Source organism: Parabacteroides sp. PFB2-10, from assembly GCF_029893085.1.
GTDB lineage: Bacteria > Bacteroidota > Bacteroidia > Bacteroidales > Tannerellaceae > QVMG01.
In genome coordinates this window covers 184,670-205,548 of sequence record NZ_JARXWI010000008.1, presented here as the reverse complement: position 1 = coordinate 205,548, position 20,879 = coordinate 184,670, and the positions used below count along the sequence as shown (strand labels likewise).

Below are 20,879 nucleotides of genomic sequence, written 5' to 3'. Positions count from 1 at the left end.
TTAAATTTCCAAAAATAGCCGAGGTGATCGGCATTTCTTTTATTCAGATAAAGACAACATCAAACCTTTATAGAACTCGGCCACGGCTTCGATGCCCTGGTAAAAGAAATCCAGGCGGCAACTCTCGTTCGGCGAGTGGATGGCATTCTGCTCCAATCCGAATCCCATTAGGATTGTTTTCAGCCCTAATACCTCTTCGAAGGTAGAGATAATAGGAATGCTTCCACCCCGGCGCACTGCCAAAGGCTTTTTGCCGAAAGCAATACCGACGGCCTTCTCCGCGATCTGGTAGGCCGGCATATCGATCGGGCAGACATAGCCCTGACCACCATGCGTAGGGCGCACCTTGATCTTCACATAGTCGGGAGCTACCCGGTTTATATAGGCTTCGAACAGGTCGGATATCTTTTGGTAATCCTGGTGAGGCACTAAGCGACAGGATACTTTCGCGTATGCTTTCGAGGGCAGGACCGTTTTGCTTCCTTCTCCGGTGTAACCGCCCCAGATACCACAAATATCAAAGGTCGGGCGGCAGCTGTTCCGTTCCAGCGTGGAATAGCCCTTTTCGCCGAACAGAGCCTCGACATCAATAGCAGCTTTGTATTTTTCCTCGTCGAAGGGTATTTGTGCGATCATCTCCCGTTCAGCAGGCGACAGATCTTCCACATCGTCGTAGAAACCGGGGATGGTGATGCGTCCGTCGCTATCGACAATATCAGCCATCAATTTACATAAGACATTAATAGGATTGGCCACCGCTCCGCCGAAATGGCCTGAATGCAGGTCGCGGTTCGGACCGGTCACCTCTACCTCCCAATAGGCCAGGCCACGGAGTCCGGTAGTCAACGACGGTGTTTCGGCACTGACCATACTGGTGTCGGACACAAGGATGATATCAGCTTTTAACAGTTCTTTGTTTTCTTTACAGAAATCTTCCAGACTGGGCGAACCGATCTCCTCTTCCCCTTCAAAAATAAATTTCACATTGCATTGCAACAATCCCTCGCGAAGGGCGGTTTCAAAACCTTTTACCTGTATCATGCCCTGGCCTTTGTCGTCGTCGGCACCACGCGCCCAGATGCGTCCGTCACGGATAACGGGCTCAAACGGATCGCTTTGCCATAGATCCAGTGGCTCTGCCGGCATAACATCGTAATGGGCATAGACAAGCACTGTTGGCGCCTCCTTCGAGATGAGTTTCTCTCCGTATACTACCGGATGACCTTTTGTCGGCATAACAACCGCCTTGTCGGCACCCGAAGAGAGCAAAACTTCCGTCCAACGACGGGCACAAGCCTCCATATCGGGACGATGTTCCTGTTTAGCACTAATAGATGGAATACGAATTAATGAAAATAATTCTTCCAGAAAACGTTCTTTGTTAGATTCAATATACGCTTTTACAGACATGGTATTTTTATTATTTGGTGATTAAATATGTAACAAACTTACATAAAAACGGGATTATGAAAGGCATAAATCAAAACAAATCTTTTATCTTTGCGTGATTAGACCCTAAATTTCAAAGGATGGACGCGCTAAAGTATTTTTCAGTTCCCGAGAATGACCCTGACTTGTTAAAGGAATACTTTCAAAAAGTAACCTCTATTTTATCCAATCACCATATCGGTTTGTGGGAGTTTGATACGGAAACTACGGGCATGAAATACCTGAATGATTTCCTGCATATACTTGGACTTGATAAAATCGGGTTGCGATATGACGACTTGGTAAAGCTGGAGGATCATATACATCCGGAAGACCAGCCGAAACTTCGGGAAATATTTCGTTTAGCCCAGACACAAAAAGGGAAATCCCAGAAAATCAGATACCGCGCGATAGGGCCTCAGGGTGAAATCGCCTGGTTGGAAGATCATTTCTATGCCATTCTTGAAGAGGACAGTGACGCGGCAGAAAAAATCATTGGATATACGACGAACATAGACAAAACGCTGGAAAAAGAGAGGCAAATCAAGCAATTGGAAGTTCTTTACAAGGCGATGAACGAAGCCCAGCCCGGTTTTATCTTCGTGTTTGATGATAAATTCTTCCTCAGAGAGGTGTTCATGCCTGACAGCATGACTTTACTCCATAGCATGAAAGAATTGATCGGGATGGACGGGCGGCATATCTACTCGCCCGAAGTGAGCGAACTGCTCATACATAATATTCACGGTTGCCTGAAAGACGGACAGCTGCGCGAATTGGAATATCCTGTCGAATTGAATAATCTTCGTTTCTATTATCAGGCGCGCATCGTACCCTATAAAGAGAATATGGTATTAGCCATGATACAGGATATTGGCGACCGTATCCGGCGGGTGGAAGAATTGGTGGAAGTACGGAAACAGGAAGAGTCTAATAAAATGAAATCGACCTTCCTGGCCAATATGAGCCACGAAATACGCACGCCGTTAAATGCGATTATCGGCTTCTCGGAGATATTAGCGGCGGAAGATGATCCCGAAAACCGGGAGGAGTTTATAGGCATCATTCGAAAGAATAGTGATCTTTTGCTCCAGATTATCAATGATATCTTAGACATCTCCCGCATTGAGTCGGGTAAGATCGAGATCAATGTGCGGGAAATAGATATCAATGCACTTATTCAAGACGTTGTAGAGGTGCATAATATGAGAATGAAACCGGATGTCGAATTTATCGTCATTGCACCGACCGAACCCATTCGAACCTATTCCGATTCGAACAGGATAAAACAAGTTTTATTTAATTTTCTTTCTAACGCCATAAAACATACGACGAAAGGACATATTATATTACGTCTGGACGCCGAGAAGGAGGAACTCTGCTTCTCCGTTAGCGATTCAGGTTCCGGTATTCCGGAGGATAAAATGCCCTATCTCTTCCAGCGATTCGAGAAACTGAACAGCTTTGTTCAGGGTACCGGATTGGGATTGGTCATTTCGAAAAACTTAGTCGAACACATGGGGGGACGTATCGGAGCCTCTTCTGTTTATGGAGAAGGCAGTATCTTCACCTTTACCCTGCCCATATACACTTCGGCGGAAGAAGCGTCGGTAGCTATCTCGAATCATACCATCACCACCAACCGATCGGACTCCTCTGATTCGAGAAAGAAAAGAATCGTGGTGCTCGAACCAAACGATGAGGAATTCAATGCGGTCAATGACATTCTTGGTAGTAATTACTCCCTGTCGCAAACGAGAACAAAAAGCGAAACAGTCGACCTGTTTGTGTCCGAAAAGCCCGATCTTTTCCTGATCAACATTTCCATCCCACAAGGCGAAGGAGTAGAAACCATTAAAAAGCTCAGGGAGTTTTCGATTACAATACCTATCATTGCTATGACTACGCATGGGAATTATATCGACCAGGAGTTTGCGTTTAAAGCAGGTGGTAACGATGTGGTATTGAAACCTTTCACCAGCTCTCGCTTGAGAGACGCTATCGTGGCTTATATATAGGGACAAACCTGCCATTTCCTTAGGCTAAATACATTCTCCCCTCTTATCAAAAGAGAACGTCCAGTTGTCAAACAAATTTGGTCGGACTACTTCATGCCTTGTATATTCGCAGATGAATAACATTTACAAGGCATAAGAGTTAGGTTAACAAACAAATTGAATCATGGAACAGGGTATGTGTATTAGTCAAAAAGAGAACAGGAAACAGGGGAATTCATTTAGCTCCTATGAAAAGGTATTAGGTCTGTTGGAAGCTGATAAGGACTTCTCATTCGAAAATATGGAGAAGGTGGAAACTCTGGGAAAAGAAACAGATATGATCACCCTATTCTGGGTTGAGAAAGGTAGCTGTTCCTTAAGCATAAACAACAAACTCATCGCGATGGAAAGTCATACCTGCTGCTTTGTCTCTTCTTTAAGCGATTTGCAGATCAACAAATACACTCCTGACTTTAATGCACGTGTATTGATTGTCAAAAAGAGTTTTATGGACGAATGTATTTCGAACAAGAAGATACTTGCTTTCTATAATCGTTTGTTTATCAAGCAGTGGATCAAGATACCGCTTATGCCGGACGAATGCGAAATGATAAATCAAAGTTTTAATACACTCAAAATCAAAGTCTGCGGGCAAAAGGAATCCTCTTTTTACAAAGAGTTCGTGTTCATTAGTTTCAAATCATTTGTATTCGATCTGACACATATACTCAATAGTCGGGAGGAGTATAATACATTAACTTTCAGTCGTAAGGAGGAATTGTTTATTCAATTTATGGATCTGCTGCTGGAACACTACAAAGAAGAGCATGAAGTTGGGTTTTATGCCGAAAAACTATTTGTTTCTCCGCAATACCTTACGTTGATCATCAAAAAACTGACCGGGAAAACGACCAATAAGTGGATAGATGATACCTTGTTGATGGAGGCACGCAAATTGTTAAAGACAACACAAGAACCTGTTCAGCAAATTGCTTACCGGCTGAACTTCTCCGATCAGTCTACTTTCGGTAAGTTTTTTAAGAAATACCTGGGCATGTCTCCCTTGGAATACCGCCGGTTGGAACATGCACCTGCTATGGCCATTTAACCGGCAAAACAAGCCAATCTATACTTTTTCATTTGACAGAGAGGAAAAAAAATGTTTTTTTCCTCTCTTTTTGTAAGAAAATGTGTTTGTTTGCGACTGATTAAAGAAAAAAGTAAAGCAAACACAGTAAATCAATGTTAGAAAAAGAACTTCAAAGCCATCAGTGGAAGGCTTTCAGACGCCACTCTATGTTCGAGCGCAATATGGGAGTGAAAGTATTTATGTTCGTTATTTTCGGGATTCTGGGGCTTCAATTGATGTCGGTCGGCTTCCTGCTTGAACAAATATTATTGGATGTCGGCGAATATACATACGCCATCGACACGTTCAATTACATTCTTTTCCCATTATTTCTGTTCGATTTCACCCTGAAGTACACCATGAAGCAGAGCAATTCCATGCAGATTGCTCCCTATCTCACACTGCCGATCAAGCGGAATAAGTTGTTCAACTTCCTGTTGATAAAAGAGTTTTCCAACATCTGGAATCTCTATTTGTTCTTCCTGGTTATTCCTTTCGGATTGAAAGCGATCACACCCTATTTCGGATTCTTTTCGGCAGTCCTGTATATCCTTTTCTTCTATCTATTGTGTGTAGGCAACAGCCTTCTGGCCAATATGGTAAATCAACTGCAAAAGATAAATGGATGGCTCTATTATCTTCCTTTCTTAGTGGTTGCCGGCCTGTTTGCTTTAACCATTCCCTCCTGGTCGCCCATCGGTGAGTTCACGGTAAAGGTAGGCGATTGGCTATTGGAAAAGAACCTGTTCGTCTGGTTGGCTGAGATCGCTATGTTGTTTGTTTTATGGAAACTGAACCAACGGTTTATGCGCCAGGAAGTGTACCGGGAGCTACAAGGCAAGAAGGTGAAGGAGGCAGCAGCCTTTACCGGCCTCTCTTTCCTCGACAAACTGGGAGAAAAAGGAGAGTTTATCCAGACAGAGATTAAAATGATATTTCGATCCAAGCGCTTGAAACAGCAGATGTATATGATGGGATTCTTCTTTGTCTTCTACTTTTTTATGCTGTTCAGTGCGGATTCACAGTTTAACCGGATCTACTTTTCCAAGCTCTTCTTCAGTATTTTCTTAGTTGGATTCCTGGGATTGATTATGTCGCAATACATGTTCACCTCCGAATCTTCTTTCTTCGACGGATTGATGGCACGCAAGCACTCGATCCTTAACCTGTTGAAAGGGAAATACATATTCTACAGCGCTTGCTCGGTATTAACAACATTGATTCTTATGGTTCCCGTATTTATGGGTAAGCTCGATTTCTTTTTCCTTATCTCGGTGTTCTTCTATTCCATTGGCTTCCTTTATTTCCTGATGTTTCAGAATGCTGTGTACAACAAAAGCTACTTCGATCTTTTTGACGGAGGGGCGATGAATTGGAAAGGCACCTCCGGTAATATGCTGGTCGTAACTATGCTGGGTATGTTCCTCCCGGTTATCATCGCGATGATTATCGCCGGAATCTTCAATGAAACAATTGCCAACTATTATATGCTGGGCATGGGATTGCTCTTCACTATCACGGCAAAATCCTGGCTTCGCTGGACGTACAACCGCTTTCTGAAACGAAAATACCGCAATATGGAAGGCTTCCGGAGCAACGCTTAAGAATGAAGAATGAAGAGTGAAGAGTAAAGAATCGAAGACCGCTTAAAGAATGAAGAGCGATGAATAAAGAATCGAAGATCACCTAAAGCAAAAGCGTAAAGCGATTAATTATCAATTATCAACTATCAATTATCAATTAATAAAATGGACATTACAATAAAAGATCTGACAAAACGATTTGGCAATAAAGTAGCGATAGATATTCCTGAGTTAAATATTGAGGAAGGTACGCTATTGGGACTGGTAGGCAATAACGGAGCCGGTAAAACAACCTTGTTCCGTCTTATCCTGGATCTGTTGAAGGCCGACAGCGGGTATGTGTTAAGTAAAGGAGTCGATGTGGCTAAAAGCGAAGACTGGAAAAACTATACCGGCTCTTTCTTAGACAACCGCTTCCTGATTGATTTCCTGACGCCTGAAGAGTATTTCTACTTCGTGGGACAGACCTATCAGCTGAATAAAGAGGATGTAAACGAACGATTAGCCCCATTCGGCCGCTTTATGAACAGTGAAATTCTGGGACAAAAAAAGTATATCCGCAACTTCTCGGCAGGTAACAAACAAAAGATCGGTATCATGGCCGCCATGATGATCCGTCCGCAGCTGTTGATACTCGACGAGCCCTTCAACTTCCTCGACCCCTCTTCGCAGATGGAGATACGCGATATGATCCGGCAGATGAATGAAACGGAGAAGACAACAATCCTGATTTCAAGCCATAACCTGAACTACACCACCGATATTTCCAATCGTGTAGTCTTGCTTGAAAACGGGAAGATCGTGAAAGATATGGACAATTCGCCGGCAGCCACCGCCGAGCTCAATGCCTATTTTCTGGAGAAAAGCATCGAATAGACATGAAACGAATCGTCATTGTAGGAGCTACGTCAGGCATTGGACGGGAGGTCGCCCGCCTTTTCATCCAACAAGGCTGGCGGGTAGGTGTTGCCGGACGTCGGCAAGAACTGTTGGAGTCTATCCGAAACGAAGCGCCCGGGCAGGTAGAAACCGAACCAATCGACGTAACAGCCGCGGATGCTCCCGAACGTCTATATGCCTTGATCGACAAACTGGGTGGCATGGATATCTTCTTTCTGAGCTCGGGAGTCGGGTGGTATAACCCGTCATTGAATCCGGAAGTGGAAATGAAAACCGTTGAAACCAACGTCAAAGGCTTCACGCAAATGGTCGATTCGGCGTTTCACTATTTCAAACAACAGGGCAAAGGACATATAGCCGTGATCAGTTCCATTGCCGGCACGAAGGGATTGGGTGCCTCCCCCGCCTATTCAGCCACCAAACGCTATCAGAACACCTATATAGACGCCCTTGCCCAGTTAGCCCGAATGAATAAAATCCCCATTCGTTTCACCGATATCCGTCCGGGATTTGTCAGCACCGACCTATTGAAAAACCAATCTTTCCCGCTCCAATTGAAGCCGGAGAAGGTAGCTTGCCAAATAGAAAAGGCGCTCCTTAAAAAGAAGCGCCGTGTAATCATAGACTGGAAATACAATCTATTGGTTTTCTTTTGGCGGTTCATCCCCTTATGGATCTGGGAAAGGCTGCCTATTCACACCTGATCAGTCTGAACAGGTTATGCTCTCTTTGTCTGCTCTGCCAATAACAAAAGCTTGCGGATAAAACCTCCGACCCGTTTGTTTGCCGTTTCGGGATCCGCCGGACTCCCCGCTTCATCGTATTCCGTTCCAGCGTTTAACGCGGTAAAAGAGGCGGGCACCACCTGAGCTCCCATATAAAGCATAAGCGCTTGAATCTCTTTCACGGTCGCTATACCGGCATTCGTGCCATAGGTCACCGAGGAGACAGCCACCACCTTGTCGCGCCACTCTTTCACTAAGAGGTCGATCACATTCTTCAGGGCAGCCGGGAAACTGGTATTATACACCGGAGAGACAATGATAATAGCATCCGCCCGGTTGAATCGTTCTACATAATCCAACACCTGCGCGGTGGGGTTCTTCTGATACATCAACCGTTCCGTAAACAAAGGAAAATCGTAGGCTTTCAGATCCAGGATATCCACCTTCGCCAACTGGTTTTCTTCCATATACTTCTTCATAAAAAGAGCCACCCGATGGCTAAGCCTTCCATCCCGGATACTCGCGGATATAATTGCAATCTGTTTCATTTTTTTCGTTCTATAAATTATAACTACATACTATTTATAGAACGATATTTTGACCGCTTTTGTTTAGGAAAAGAGCCGCTTATTTCTGAAACACCTTGGTAGAGATCACATAGACATCCTCCAACGGACGGTCGAACTCATCCCTTTCCACCAAAGACATCTTCTCTACCACATCGAGCCCTTTCACCACTTCGCCGAAGATAGTAACCGAGCCATCCAGATGAGGCGATCCGCCGATTGTCTTATACACCTCACGCTGATCTGCCGGTATCACATAAGCGCCACCCAGGCGTTCTATCTCATCCATAATCATAAGCGACAACTGGATTTCCAGTTCTTCTGCCTTCTCAGCCTCTTTCCAGGAAGCATCCTTCTCTTGTAATTCTTTTTTAAATTTGTGATACAACCAGTTGCGGCGTATATCGTTGATGCGCACCTCTATTTTATCCAGTTCTTCATCGGTCTGTATCTTTCCCTGCAGGAAGCAGAATTGCGTCCCGGCAGAAGCACGCTCCGGATTTACATCGTCACCCTGCTTGGCGTCGATCAGGGCACCTCGTTTGTTGAAGTAGTGAGGCATGATCTCTGCCGGCACCGTATATCCGCCACTGTTTCCACCATAACGAACACCCGGCTCACGTTCTTTGCTGGTCGGATCGCCTCCTTGCACCACAAAGTCCTTGACAATACGATGGAATAAAACACCGTCATAAGTTCCTTCCTGACACAAACGAATAAAATTCTCCTTATGCAAGGGAGTGTCATCGTAAAGCAATACCGTCACATTGCCCATAGAGGTTTTAACCGTTACATACACCGGTTTTTCCGGATCCAATGGTTTTTGCTTGCCAGAGCAACCTGCACACATCATTCCCACTAAAAATACAAGAATAAAAAGTTGATTTTTCATTTGAATATAGATTTAGTAATTAACATATATTATCGGCTTTCATCCAAGAAAACCTTCATTTCGCACGCTTTACAGTCAAATTCCAATCGCAGGCGATTCTCTTTGTAAACCAGGAAATAGGGCTCCTGGTAAGGCGATGCCTCTTTCTGCCATACCGGGCACCATCCGAGCGAATAACGAAGGCAATGCTTCGTGAACATCAGCGGCGCCTCTTTTTTATTTTCCTTTTCAAAGGCCGGTTCAATCTTATCTACGCCATGGATCTTATAATACGAAGCCGCCTTTTCATTATATATATTTCCCAGATAGGAAAGTGTCGTCTGTGGATAGGTTACAGCCGAATTTCTTCGCATGGCGGGGCGCGCAGATAGCGCTGGGTAACGCATCCGACGAGCCATCAATAATTGATCGACCACCTGACGACGCATCTCATTCAACACCGAAGAAGGGATAAACCAGTTCTTGGTCAACCCAACCGTCACATTTCGCGCTTCAAAGGGCGTATTCCCCAATTTGGCCAATTGCGTCTCTATATTCTTCCGCTGGTCAGAGCGCGCCTCCTCCTTTTCGCAGGGAAACGGAATCTCTACCCGGGCGCCTGTCTCGTCGGTCATACCCAGGGTGAACCCCAGCGCATAATCCGCGAATGCGATATCCACCGCTATCTTCCGTGTGGCTGAAGGCTTATCCAACAGCTTCTCGAACTCTTGATCCATATTCCGGTAAAGCGGTGTCTTAGGTTGAATCTTAGGCATGTCGGCCGGAAAAACACGATTGTCCTCTACTCTGTTTACCCGAAAGCCTTCCAGTTCGCCTTTCGGATTAAAGAAGACCAGTCCGTCGCCATTATGTAATGACTTCACACCGGCTACCGTAAAGGAATTGCCTTTGATCTCTTTCACCGTTCCGACCGCTTCGCCTATCGACTTCGGTGTATCAAACGAGGTGATATCTTTACTTCGCTTATCTAACCAATAGGATGTAAATCCGCGATTAAAACTCTTTTCCGGAACAGGCTCAAACGTATACCGGCTCTGTCCAGCCGACGAACGCCGGTATTCCGGTCGGTGCGCCAGTATCGCATCCAGCTTCTTCCGGTAATAGGCGGTTATATTTTTTACATACGAGACATCTTTCAACCGCCCTTCGATCTTGAAAGAGGTGACACCGGCGTCCAATAAGGCCTCTAGTTCCGCCGAACGGTTCATATCTTTCAATGATAACAAATGCTTTTGGAAAAGGATCGGCGTGTCGTTACTATCGATCAGATCGTAAGGAAGACGGCAGTACTGCGCACACTCGCCCCGGTTGGCACTCCGCCCACTCAGGGCAGCGCTCAGATAACACAATCCGCTATAACTCACGCATAAGGCGCCATGTACAAACACCTCCAGGTTGACCGATGTATGCTCCGCGATCTCCCGTATCTGAGGCAAGGCAAGCTCGCGCGCTAAGACCACTTGGTCGAAGCCGCTTTCCTCCAGAAACTGCACCTTTTCCACCGTCCGGTTATCCATTTGCGTGCTTGCGTGCAATGGAATAGGCGGTATATCCAACATAGCAATGCCCATATCCTGCACAATAAGAGCATCGGCTCCCGCCCTATATAACTCCCCAATCAGCTTTTCCGTCTCCTCCAGCTCTTCATCTTTTAGGATCGTGTTCAAAGCAATGTAAATACGGGCATCATAGATATGCGCAAAGGCACAGAGCTGACGAATATCCTCTACCGAATTGCCTGCCGCCGCCCGGGCACTAAACTTGGGCGCACCGATATAAACCGCGTCCGCCCCGTGCAGGATAGCCTCCTTCCCGCTAACCAAGTCTTTGGCAGGGGCTAATAATTCTATTTGTTTTTGATGTTTCATAAGAAGGCGTCTAAATCATCCTCCTGTTATGGCAATTGAACTGTTGGAGTTAATTCCACGCTAAGTCCTAAAGCAGATGCCATTCGATAAAACGTTGATACTTTCGGTTCGGTTCTCCCAGTTTCCACGCGAGAGATGTATGATTTATTGCTGCCTATTTTCGCAGCTAACTCTGCTTGCGTCATATTAGCCTCTTTCCTCGCCTGTTCAATGATTTGGCCTGTATAATAGGCATATGCTTCTCTTCTGAAAGCATCCCTTTCAGGAGTACCTTCTTTTCCATAGAGTTCATCCAACTCTACACTGATACTTCTTGTTTTACTCTTTATTTGCATAATACTCCTTCTTTATACGTAATGCTTTTTGAATCTCCTTTTCCGGTGTTTCCTGGGTCTTTTTCTGAAACCCATTAAAAAGAACAACTATCTTGCCCTCATCAAAAATGAAAAAAATGCGGTAAATATTACTATTATACATCGCCCTCAACTCAAACAATTCATCACGGATATACTTCACAAACTTTGTACTCACACGATCTTCAGTTCCTAACAGATCAAGAATATAGTGTACTTTTTTTCGTTCAGCATCCGTCAAAGAGTTTATGAAATCATCATAATAGTTACCGTATGCGATAATCTCTCTTTTCATCGGGTAAAAATAGTAAAAGTTTACCAGTTGAGCAACTTTTGGAAAAGAAATATGATTCTAATAGAATAAATCAATCACAAATCCCCCAAGTATTTTATATCTTCAATATTATAGGGCGTTTCCTGGTAGACATAGTAATTCAACCAGTTGTTGAACAATAGATTGGCATGTCCCCGCCAACGCACCACAGGCCCTTGTGCCGGGTTATCGTTGCGGTAATAGTTATGCGGTATATTGATCGGAAGCCCCTTCTGCTTGTCGCGTATATATTCGTCGTTCAACGTATAAGGCGAATACTCCGAATGGCCGGTCACGTAGAACTCTCTTCCTCCCCGCGACATCACCATATAGACACCCGACTCTTCGCTTTCGGACAGAAGCGTCAACTCCTTGTTCTTCACAATATCCTCCCGGCGTATCTCGGTATGACGGCTGTGAGGAACAAAAAACTCTTCGTCGAAGCCTCTGAAAATAGGGAGATAAGGCTCGCGCAGGGTGTGGCGGAATACACCAAACATCTTGGCCGGAAGCTCGTATTTAGGTACATCATAAAAATGGTATAATCCCGCCTGAGCCGCCCAACAAATATACAGGGTAGAGGTCACATGCGTCCGTGCCCAATCGAATATACGCATCAGTTCATCCCAGTAGTTCACCTCCTCGAAAGGCATCAACTCCACAGGAGCGCCTGTGATAATCATGCCGTCGTAATACTGGTCGGCCATCTCTTCAAACGTTTTATAGAACGCCTGCATATGTTCGATGGGTGTATTCTTGGGTGTATGTCCCTCTATCTTCATAAACTCCATCTCCACCTGCAAAGGGGTGTTGCTTAACAAACGCACCAGGTCGGTCTCGGTGGTGATTTTCAGCGGCATAAGATTCAATACCACTACCTTCAAAGGGCGAATATCCTGTGTGGCCGCCCGAAGCGAATCAATCACAAAAATATGTTCTTGTTTGAGCAATTCAATCGCCGGCAGATTTTCTTGTACGTTTAATGGCATAATAGTAGTTGTTTTATATGATGCAAAGATAGTGTTTTTAGGCTGTATTATCGATTTACGTTTTATTTTCAAAACAGAAAAAAGAGAGGACGGAGAAAGATGGCTTATTTCGCAAATGTTAAAATGTCGATTGTAAGCAAAACGGCTGTTTTGCTTACAAATCCATACGTTAAAAAGTGTTTCTCCCGGGAGTTTGTCTCCGAAGTCCCGCTTTTTTGCGCGCAAAGTCGGGCGGAAATTACAAATCGTAAATTGGAGGTTTTTGACGAAACAGGTAAATTAACATAAATTAATAATAATAAAACAGCCCCGTAGCGGGTTGAACCCATTTCGGGGTTCAGAGTGGGGAGTAATCCATAACCCCGGGTTGGCACCCGGGGTTATCCAAAATGAAAGTCCTTGCGGACTTTGGCTGAACAGTTATCAGGCCGCATGACCCATAGTTAATATTATTAAAAAAAAGCCTGTTTTATAACAAAAGCGCCTATCTTTGCTAACAATGAAGAAGATATTGACATATACATTCACTTTTTTGATGGCTATTCTGGTCTTTTACGGAGGAGCCGGTGTCAATATTATCTCTTTTTGCTGCAATGATTGCCGGGATGCCGGTGTAGAAGTATTGACTTCTGAGAAATGCTGCGAAATACATGGGCATAGCCATGATGAAGTACCGGTTTTTGAGGCGGGCACAAACGCCATTAGCCATTCCAATGAAATGTGTTGCGATTTGGAAAGAGTCTATTTCGACTGGGACTTCGAACAGGTGGCTAAGCAAAACCTTGATCCGATTGTGATCGATCTGTTTGTGATAGACGGATCACTTTTATCTACAACTCTCTTTCCTATAGCCAGCAAAATGGAGGCGGTTCTGCCGAATGGTCCGCCACTCCCGCCGGAGACATATCTTTCTTTGCTGACTACTCTTTTGATTTAGCGGGGTAGAGGCATTTGTGTGCCTTAGGAAGCGATGGGCTTTACCTATACGCCTGAAAGGGCTTTTTGCCTTTGGGTATCGGTTTAGCTTATGGCGGCTTATTGGGCTTTCCAGGATGGCCCAGTGAGTATTTCCGAAAATAAAATTAAATCAAAAGAAAAATGTTCAGACAATTTATATTAAGTATGTTTGTTAATATAGTCTTTTTGACGACAGCTCTTGCCGAAGGGAATGTTGTCAAAGGCTATGTATATGATGAAAGTAATCAGCCTGTGATCGGAGCCAATGTCTATTGGGAGGGAACCCAGACGGGAACCACCTCGAATATAGACGGCTATTTTGAACTGGCACCCAAGGCTAACAGCCAGCGCCTGGTGATCAGTTATATTGGATATACCACAGAGATATTGACTGTTGCCAACCCAACAGAACCGTTGCGTATCAATCTGAAGAGCGTAGTGGAACTGCAGGAGGTGGTTGTAAGCGAGCGCCGTATGGGGACGATAGCTTCCCGTACCAGTGTGGTGCAGACACAGAAAATCACCTATGACGAATTATGCCGTGCGGCTTGTTGCAACCTGGCGGAAAGCTTCGAGACCAATCCTTCGGTGGATGTCTCTTATGCCGATGCTTCAACCGGTGCGCGGCAGATCAAACTATTGGGTTTGTCGGGTACCTATGTGCAGATGTTGACGGAAAACTATCCGAACTTCCGGGGAGCTGCCTCGCTGTATGGCTTGGATTATGTGCCCGGAGCCTGGATGGAGAGCATACAGGTGTCGAAAGGAACCTCTTCGGTGAAGAATGGCTATGAAGCCCTGGCCGGTCAGATCAATGTGGAATTCAAAAAGCCTCCCACGGCGGATATCGTTTCGGCCAACCTGTTTGCCAGCGATGCCGGGCGATATGAGGGTAATGCGGATGCTTCCTGGCATATCAATGAGAATGTGTCGACCGGGTTGTTGGTACATTATTCGAACGATAGTAAGCAGCATGACGCTAACGACGATGGTTTCCTCGATATGCCGTTGAAGGAACAGGTCAATCTGATGAACCGCTGGTATCATAAAACCGATAATTATGTGGCTCAATACGGGGTGCGCTATCTGCATGAAAACCGTACGGGTGGGCAGGTGACCAACAAAGGAATCGCCGATCCCTATCAGATCAAGCTCAATACCAACCGGGTGGAGGGATTCACCAAACAGGCCTATATTATCGATACGGAGCAGGTAGAAAGCATGGCGTTGATCCTGTCCGGATCCTACCATGAGCAGAAGTCGATGTATGACCGTACGCCCTACAATATTTATCAGAACAATGTGTATGCCAGCCTATTGTATGAAAAGGAGTTCTCGCCGGCTCATAGCCTGAGCACCGGCTTAAGCCTTAATTACGATGGCTTCACGGAGAATCTGACGCAAGCGGGAACGGTGAATGAATTTAATCGTTCGGAGGTGGTGCCCGGTGCCTATGTGCAGTACACCTACAACCTGAATGATAAGTTTATCATGCTGGCAGGCGTGCGTGCCGACTATAGCTCGTTGTATGATTTCTTTGTAACACCACGTATTCACCTGAAGTATAATCCGACCGAATGGTTGAACCTACGCGCTTCTGCCGGGAAAGGTTTCCGCACGGCGAATGTGTTGGCGGAGAATAACTACCTGTTGGCCAGCAGTCGCCGGATGGATATTGCCGATAACCTGGATCAGGAAGAGGCTTGGAATACCGGATTGAATGCATCGTTTTACATCCCTTTGTTCGGCAAAGAGCTGACCCTGAATGCGGAATGGTATTATACCAATTTCCTCAAGCAGGTAGTGGTCGATATGGATAGCGATCCGCATGCTGTTCGTTTCTATAACCTGGATGGAAAATCCTATTCCAATAGCTACCAGATCGAGGCGACTTATCCCTTCTTCCGTGGCTTCACCTTGACGGCTGCCTACCGCTATACGGACGCGAAAACCGACTACCGCAACGCGGAAGGTCAGACTACCCGTATGCGTAAGCCGCTTATGAGCGATTACAAAGGCCTGGTAACAGCCTCCTATCAGACTCCTTTGAAGAAATGGCAGTTCGACCTGACCGGGCAATTCAACGGAGGCGGACGCATGCCGGAACCCGACAAGGCGAATCCGTTATGGGATACGCATTATGGCTCTTATCAGGTATGGAACGCGCAGATCACGAAGTATTTCCGCAGATGGTCGGTCTATGCCGGAGCAGAAAACATGTTCGATTACACCCAGAAGAACCCTATCATACAGGCCAACGAGCCGAGGGGCGACCTATTCGATGGCTCTATGGTCTGGGGACCGGTACATGGACGGACGATTTATATCGGCATGCGTTTCAATATAGACAGAGATTTATAAAAAGATTTTTTCACACCAATAAAAATGTATTATCATGAAAAGAGTTTTATTATTGATGCTTTGCGCGCTTTTCAGCTTCTCAATGGCCAATGCGCAAGACGCGAAGAAAAAGAGTAACAAGGAGACAGTGAAATTCCAGGTAGAAGGCATGGATTGTGCTAACTGCGTGAAGAAAGTGGAAAAGAACATCGCCTTTGAAAAGGGCGTGACCGATCTCAAATGCGACTTGCCTACCCATACGGCGGAAGTGACCTACCGTACGGACAAAACATCTGAAAAGGATATTGTAGCTGCTTTTAAGAAGATAGGCATGGAGGCCGTTCCTGTCAAAGAAAAGGCGAAGTAGGCCTCTTGTAAGATATCCGGGGGCTGGGTAAAGAGTGAACGATTATCACTTTTTACTCAGCCTTTTTGTTTTGAAGTGAGTGTTAAAACTGGAAGTAAATAAAAGGTTGTACTCCGGCACTCTTCACCTGAATGATGATAAAGATCAGAATAACCAATATCAAGGCCTGTACAAACAACGGGGCATTCGTGACAAACTTCCGGGCTTTCATATCCCAACTCCTTGGCGTGAAATGAAGAACAAAGCCTAAGATCATCAAGAAAGTAACACCTTTGTAGCCGGCAATGAACTGTCCTATTATTTCTGGATGGAAATGAGAAAAGATCTGTCCCAATACCTCTCCGGCTGTTTGCATGGAATCGGCCCTGAACAGGATCCAGCCCAGGCAGACCAAGTGAAAGGTGAATATAATACCTAACACTCTTCGAAGCGGCGACATCTCTTCGCCAACCTTCTTAAAACTGCTGAAACGCCCTATGACAAATTTATGAACAGCCAGGGAAACACCGTGTAATCCGCCCCATATAATAAAATTCATCGAAGCACCATGCCACAGACCTCCCAATAGCATGGTGATCATCAGGTTCAGATAGGTGCGGATCTTTCCTTTGCGATTGCCTCCCAGGGAGATGTATAAATAATCTTTCAGCCAGGAAGAGAGGGAAATATGCCAACGCCGCCAGAACTCGGTGATGGTAGCCGACTGATAAGGTGCGTCGAAGTTTATATTAAAGCGGAAGCCCAACAAAAGCGCGATCCCGATAGCCATATCCGAATACCCGGAGAAGTCGCAATAGATCTGCAGGGCATAGCCATAGACCCCCATGAGATTCTCAAAACCGGTGTATAATAACGGCGCATCAAATATACGATCGACAAAATTAATGCTGATATAATCGGAGATCACCACCTTCTTGAACAACCCGCAAAAGACCAGGAACAACCCTTCTCCAAATTCCGATTTCGTCACCTTTAGCGGCTTGAACATTTGAGGAATGAAGTCGCGGGCGCGCACAATCGGACCGGCCACCAACTGCGGGAAAAAGGAGACGTAGAAAAGATAATCTATCCATCGCGTCAAAGGTTGCAGCTTGCCGCGATAGGTATCAATCACATAGCTTAAACTTTGAAAGGTGAAGAAAGAGATCCCTACCGGGAGGAATATATCGAACCGCTTCACCGGCAATGCCTGCCATGCCTCATTTCCGAAGAGATGTCCCATCTGGTTCACCAGAGAAACCCCTATGTCATACAGGAAATTGAAGTATTTGAAATAGGCCAGCATACCCAGATTGATAATCAAGCTAAGCGCAACCAATATTTTTTTCTTGGTAACAGAAGTGAAACCCGTTATTCCCTGCGCAATATAAAAGTCGGAAGTGGCAGTGATCAGGAGCAGAATAAACCAAAAACCACTGCTTTTATAGTAGAAATAAAGAGAGAACAACACGACATACACAAAGCGAGCCGTCCTGTTATTGCGCAGCGACATATAGATAATCAGGAATCCTATAAAAAGGAAAAAGAACAACCCACTACTGAAAAGTAGGGGAGTCTCCCGATGATATACAAGTAGATCCGCCAGTTTCTCGGTGGAAAAATGAAAGTTTTCCGGTGAGAAAAAGGAGGGGAACCAATTAGGATGTAACATGCGTACGATTTATATACTCATTATAACTCTTTATAAATGCCCGGAAAAGCAATTCTCCTTGTTCATAATACCCTTCTTTGGTGAAGTGAATACGATCGCTGCCGAATAGTTTTTTGTCAAACCATTTGCGATAAGAGTTTTTGCCTCCCGTAACGGAGTACAGATCCCAGCAGGAGATACCCTCCTCATGAGCTACCTGCACAATCGCTTTAGCCACCTGTTCGATATATTCATTACGCACATAGGTGCGTTTCTTATTTACTGTCACTCGTTTATAACACTCAGCCGGAGTAGTCAATAAGATGGCCGTGTGGGGTAGTTCCTGCTTTAATAGGCGAACAAAATCGCGCACCTGCTCCGTAAATCCCGCGCTATTAAACCGTCTTCCGAAGCTCTCATTCGTGCCTAATGAAATAATCAATAGAGAGGGCTTCAATAGGGCTAACTGGCGCAGGTATTCCCGGCTGGTATAATGGGTGAACATCGCGCCGTTCACCCCTATGGAATGGTACAGAATGCCCGATCCTCCATTCATCAGATTAAATCCGTAATAGCTATTGGAAAAGGCTGATGCCGGAAGCAGGGTGTCCGTTCCCTGTTTGCGTCGCGTACTTTGTATAAGAAGCGTATCCGTCAGGCAGGAGATATGGAATGTATCGGCCAGTATAGTCGATTGGATAGTTGTGTCGGAGAAGGATACCCGCACCGAATCCCTGAATGTTCCGACAGGCAGCATCGGCATGGAGCCTTCGCTACGGTAAAGAACCGCCTGATTAAAGGTATAACCCGCCCCGTTGACCGGTCCGATAACGACATCCAGGTTGATCGAGGGAGATACGATCTGAATACCAATCCCTCCCAGGCCAACAGGCGCTTTGGGGTTTTGTTGAATGATGCGTCCGGTATTCCAGCCCTGTACTACCGATTTAATAAAATAATCATCGGGTTCGTTTGTCTTGCATAACTTAAACGGAGCGATCCACCCTCTGCCGGCATTACCAAACACTTCGTGCAAGCGTCTCATCATGCGTCCGCTAAAATAGCCTGCCTGTATATGTGAGTCGCCCAGATGAACAATATTGATAACTGTATCCTTTCTTTCCAACAACCGATCCAGTTCCCTGAAAAAAGAGTCTAAGGAGCATTCCGGATCATCGAAGATACAGAGTGAGTCGATCATAGGAATCGTGACCGGAGCAAGCGAATCCACTTCGAACGGCAACACCGGGATCGTCTCTTCTCCTTCAATCCATTCCTGTAAGAAAGCTGGTATGTTTGCCATGGAAAAAGAGGACAGGCAAAGAATGGTTCCACTTAGGCAAAGCAGAAAAAACAGGTTAGTTATGTATTGTTTCTGCTTCATCATAAAATTTCATTTCAAAGAGTATCGCTTTCGTCAAGGCACCGGCCAGTTCGCGTCCTCCCCGGAAGCTGAAGTGGGTGTAGTCCTTGCTGGCCCAGTTCTTTTCAACATACTGTATCATACTGTTTTCTCCACCCATCGCTTCATACATATTCCAGAAAGCAATCCCGGTGCGTTGGGCTATCTGCCGCTGCGCGTGCAACAGCGTCAATACCTCAGGCATTGTTTCGTATTCTCCATCGACCTGATGGCTTCTGTCGGTCACGCCCAATAGAAGGATATCGGATTCGGGGAAACATTCCTTCAGATGTTCGACCACGTTGATCATTCGTTGACGATACCAGCCATAATCGAGCACCTCCGAACTGAGCACATTCAATCCGTATTGCAATATGATCAGGTCATACGGACGTATCTCTGCAAACTCAAGGCATTTTTCCTTATCCAGCCGGTCGAGTATCATGCCAGAATTCCCTCTTAGGGAGAAGTTGTCAACGATAACGCCCGACATATCTTCCAGCGCAACACCTAAAGCGCGGAAACCATCTGTCTCGGTAAAAGTGTACGAAGCCTGGGTAATATTGCCTTTGATCTGATCCAGTGTGATCCTGTTTGTATAAGGAAGTTGGGAAGCGATCGTATCCGTCGAACCGTTATCCGTAAAAACCAGCTCGACCCGGGTCTGCCGGTTCTCTTCATAGATCAGTCCGACAGATTCTACCTCTTGCAGGAGCGCATTATTGCGGACATTTTTCAGGGAAATAGTCGCGTTTTCTTTTTCGGGAAGAAAGACCGTTCCGGGAAGCACAAAACACTTTTTCTTGTTTTTCAGCATAGAGATGGTTTTCCATCCGTTGGCTTTATGTTCCACTGTCGGGCGAAACTGAGCCGTCACAGAGGTGATAGGCACAAAACCAACCCCTCGACCGCCAAACTCCTTTTGCATAGCGCTGCGGAAATCACCGACCATAATATCTCCTTCGATAAACGAATCGCCCATAAAAGCAACACGCGCCGGACGTCCCATCTGTGAGGAGTTCTTTATGGCTCGGAAGAAACGTTTCAAGCCCACATGTCCTTCCGAAAAGTCTTCGATATAGACATCGGCTGTCTTTTTGGCGGCCACCCGCGAAGCTTTATATAATGAGTCCCGGCGTTGCAAAGCGTCGGAATCGGTTTGGGTTGTATTCACTGCCACCACAGGTTCTGCGATGCTGTCTGCCTCTAATGTGTCGGGCTGTAGTAAGAGTTGTTTGATCGAATCCAGCGGCGAGATCTGTTGTTGTTTCACACGAATATCGGAAAGAAGATCGACCTTTCGGATCTTAATGCCGCCTATTTCTCCTGGTAAACCATATAAAGCAATACACATGGCTGTTGTTAAAGCCAACAAAGCCAGTAGCCGCCCCATATAGTTGTTTTTCTTCATGCACATCTTCTTTCGAGGGTGCAAAGATA

18 protein-coding genes are annotated in these 20,879 nt (G+C 45.5%); 8 read left to right on the top strand and 10 right to left on the bottom strand.

Annotated elements, in window-relative coordinates; genetic code table 11:
* Positions 1–39: 39 nt before the first annotated feature.
* Positions 40–1,410 (bottom strand): dipeptidase, encoded by a 1,371-nt coding sequence (locus M2137_RS09440; RefSeq protein ID WP_280766180.1) that lies wholly within the window; start codon positions 1,408–1,410, stop codon positions 40–42.
* A 119-nt stretch (positions 1,411–1,529) separates the two neighbouring features.
* On the opposite strand from M2137_RS09440, the gene M2137_RS09435 reads away from it, so the two are divergent.
* The 5 genes from M2137_RS09435 (at position 1,530) to M2137_RS09415 (ending at position 7,741) form a co-directional block, all read left to right on the top strand.
* Entirely contained in the window at positions 1,530–3,446 is a 1,917-nt protein-coding gene (locus M2137_RS09435) for an ATP-binding protein (RefSeq protein WP_280766179.1), read from the top strand.
* Between the two features lie 163 nt (positions 3,447–3,609).
* The gene (locus M2137_RS09430; RefSeq protein ID WP_280766178.1) at positions 3,610–4,533 is read left to right on the top strand and encodes an AraC family transcriptional regulator; all 924 of its coding nucleotides are present in this window, start codon (positions 3,610–3,612) and stop codon (positions 4,531–4,533) included.
* Between the two features lie 134 nt (positions 4,534–4,667).
* Entirely contained in the window at positions 4,668–6,158 is a 1,491-nt protein-coding gene (locus M2137_RS09425; protein WP_280766177.1) for a DUF5687 family protein, read from the top strand.
* 144 nt (positions 6,159–6,302) lie between these two features.
* Positions 6,303–7,013: an ABC transporter ATP-binding protein gene (locus tag M2137_RS09420; protein WP_280766176.1), complete on the top strand. Its 711-nt coding sequence runs from the start codon at positions 6,303–6,305 to the stop codon at positions 7,011–7,013.
* A gap of 2 nt (positions 7,014–7,015) precedes the next feature.
* On the top strand, positions 7,016–7,741 hold the full coding sequence (locus M2137_RS09415; protein WP_280766175.1) for an SDR family NAD(P)-dependent oxidoreductase: 726 nt from the start codon (positions 7,016–7,018) through the stop codon (positions 7,739–7,741).
* Positions 7,742–7,755: 14 nt separating this feature from the next.
* Here the strand turns inward: M2137_RS09415 and M2137_RS09410 are convergent, their stop codons facing one another.
* From M2137_RS09410 to metA, 6 genes are all read right to left on the bottom strand, one after another.
* Positions 7,756–8,310, bottom strand: coding sequence for an NAD(P)H-dependent oxidoreductase (locus M2137_RS09410; RefSeq protein WP_280766174.1), 555 nt, complete (start codon positions 8,308–8,310; stop codon positions 7,756–7,758).
* Between the two features lie 79 nt (positions 8,311–8,389).
* Positions 8,390–9,220, bottom strand: a complete 831-nt coding sequence (locus M2137_RS09405) for a peptidylprolyl isomerase (RefSeq protein WP_280766173.1) — start codon at positions 9,218–9,220, stop codon at positions 8,390–8,392.
* A gap of 29 nt (positions 9,221–9,249) precedes the next feature.
* Entirely contained in the window at positions 9,250–11,088 is a 1,839-nt protein-coding gene (locus M2137_RS09400) for a U32 family peptidase (RefSeq protein ID WP_280766172.1), read from the bottom strand.
* 26 nt (positions 11,089–11,114) lie between these two features.
* On the bottom strand, positions 11,115–11,423 hold the full coding sequence (locus tag M2137_RS09395; protein WP_280766171.1) for a helix-turn-helix transcriptional regulator: 309 nt from the start codon (positions 11,421–11,423) through the stop codon (positions 11,115–11,117).
* Positions 11,407–11,736, bottom strand: a complete 330-nt coding sequence (locus tag M2137_RS09390) for a type II toxin-antitoxin system RelE/ParE family toxin (RefSeq protein WP_280766170.1) — start codon at positions 11,734–11,736, stop codon at positions 11,407–11,409. Before M2137_RS09390 ends, M2137_RS09395 begins: the two co-directional genes overlap by 17 nt.
* 74 nt (positions 11,737–11,810) lie before the next feature.
* Entirely contained in the window at positions 11,811–12,743 is a 933-nt protein-coding gene (gene metA, locus M2137_RS09385) for a homoserine O-succinyltransferase (RefSeq protein ID WP_280766169.1), read from the bottom strand.
* A 499-nt stretch (positions 12,744–13,242) separates the two neighbouring features.
* Here metA and M2137_RS09380 point away from each other — a divergent pair, with 499 nt between their 5' ends.
* From M2137_RS09380 to M2137_RS09370, 3 genes are all read left to right on the top strand, one after another.
* Complete coding sequence (locus M2137_RS09380; protein WP_280766168.1) at positions 13,243–13,680, top strand: hypothetical protein; 438 nt, start codon at positions 13,243–13,245, stop codon at positions 13,678–13,680.
* 185 nt (positions 13,681–13,865) lie between these two features.
* Positions 13,866–16,061 carry a TonB-dependent receptor gene (locus tag M2137_RS09375; RefSeq protein ID WP_280766167.1) on the top strand — a complete coding sequence of 732 codons (2,196 nt, stop codon included), beginning with the start codon at positions 13,866–13,868 and terminating at the stop codon, positions 16,059–16,061.
* Between the two features lie 34 nt (positions 16,062–16,095).
* Positions 16,096–16,407 carry a heavy-metal-associated domain-containing protein gene (locus M2137_RS09370; RefSeq protein ID WP_280766166.1) on the top strand — a complete coding sequence of 104 codons (312 nt, stop codon included), beginning with the start codon at positions 16,096–16,098 and terminating at the stop codon, positions 16,405–16,407.
* An 82-nt stretch (positions 16,408–16,489) separates the two neighbouring features.
* Here the strand turns inward: M2137_RS09370 and M2137_RS09365 are convergent, their stop codons facing one another.
* The 3 genes from M2137_RS09365 to M2137_RS09355 are packed head-to-tail and all read right to left on the bottom strand — an operon-like array spanning position 16,490 to position 20,850.
* A complete protein-coding gene (locus M2137_RS09365; protein WP_280766165.1) occupies positions 16,490–18,058 on the bottom strand; it encodes an MBOAT family protein in 1,569 nt (522 codons plus the stop codon).
* Positions 18,045–19,424 carry a GDSL-type esterase/lipase family protein gene (locus tag M2137_RS09360; RefSeq protein ID WP_280766164.1) on the bottom strand — a complete coding sequence of 460 codons (1,380 nt, stop codon included), beginning with the start codon at positions 19,422–19,424 and terminating at the stop codon, positions 18,045–18,047. Before M2137_RS09360 ends, M2137_RS09365 begins: the two co-directional genes overlap by 14 nt.
* Entirely contained in the window at positions 19,396–20,850 is a 1,455-nt protein-coding gene (locus tag M2137_RS09355; RefSeq protein WP_280766163.1) for a hypothetical protein, read from the bottom strand. The genes M2137_RS09360 and M2137_RS09355 overlap by 29 nt, the downstream gene beginning before the upstream one ends.
* Between the last annotated feature and the right edge of the window lie 29 nt (positions 20,851–20,879).

Coding starts and splice junctions, on each gene's coding strand:
- M2137_RS09430 (WP_280766178.1), top strand. CDS start 3,610: ATGGAACAGGGTATGTGTATTAGTCAAAAAGAGAACAGGAAACAGGGG.
- M2137_RS09420 (WP_280766176.1), top strand. CDS start 6,303: ATGGACATTACAATAAAAGATCTGACAAAACGATTTGGCAATAAAGTA.
- M2137_RS09360 (WP_280766164.1), bottom strand. CDS start 19,424: ATGATGAAGCAGAAACAATACATAACTAACCTGTTTTTTCTGCTTTGC.
- M2137_RS09410 (WP_280766174.1), bottom strand. CDS start 8,310: ATGAAACAGATTGCAATTATATCCGCGAGTATCCGGGATGGAAGGCTT.
- metA (WP_280766169.1), bottom strand. CDS start 12,743: ATGCCATTAAACGTACAAGAAAATCTGCCGGCGATTGAATTGCTCAAA.
- M2137_RS09405 (WP_280766173.1), bottom strand. CDS start 9,220: ATGAAAAATCAACTTTTTATTCTTGTATTTTTAGTGGGAATGATGTGT.
- M2137_RS09415 (WP_280766175.1), top strand. CDS start 7,016: ATGAAACGAATCGTCATTGTAGGAGCTACGTCAGGCATTGGACGGGAG.
- M2137_RS09390 (WP_280766170.1), bottom strand. CDS start 11,736: ATGAAAAGAGAGATTATCGCATACGGTAACTATTATGATGATTTCATA.
- M2137_RS09395 (WP_280766171.1), bottom strand. CDS start 11,423: ATGCAAATAAAGAGTAAAACAAGAAGTATCAGTGTAGAGTTGGATGAA.
- M2137_RS09400 (WP_280766172.1), bottom strand. CDS start 11,088: ATGAAACATCAAAAACAAATAGAATTATTAGCCCCTGCCAAAGACTTG.
- M2137_RS09365 (WP_280766165.1), bottom strand. CDS start 18,058: ATGTTACATCCTAATTGGTTCCCCTCCTTTTTCTCACCGGAAAACTTT.
- M2137_RS09425 (WP_280766177.1), top strand. CDS start 4,668: ATGTTAGAAAAAGAACTTCAAAGCCATCAGTGGAAGGCTTTCAGACGC.
- M2137_RS09435 (WP_280766179.1), top strand. CDS start 1,530: ATGGACGCGCTAAAGTATTTTTCAGTTCCCGAGAATGACCCTGACTTG.
- M2137_RS09370 (WP_280766166.1), top strand. CDS start 16,096: ATGAAAAGAGTTTTATTATTGATGCTTTGCGCGCTTTTCAGCTTCTCA.
- M2137_RS09375 (WP_280766167.1), top strand. CDS start 13,866: ATGTTTGTTAATATAGTCTTTTTGACGACAGCTCTTGCCGAAGGGAAT.
- M2137_RS09380 (WP_280766168.1), top strand. CDS start 13,243: ATGAAGAAGATATTGACATATACATTCACTTTTTTGATGGCTATTCTG.
- M2137_RS09440 (WP_280766180.1), bottom strand. CDS start 1,410: ATGTCTGTAAAAGCGTATATTGAATCTAACAAAGAACGTTTTCTGGAA.
- M2137_RS09355 (WP_280766163.1), bottom strand. CDS start 20,850: ATGAAGAAAAACAACTATATGGGGCGGCTACTGGCTTTGTTGGCTTTA.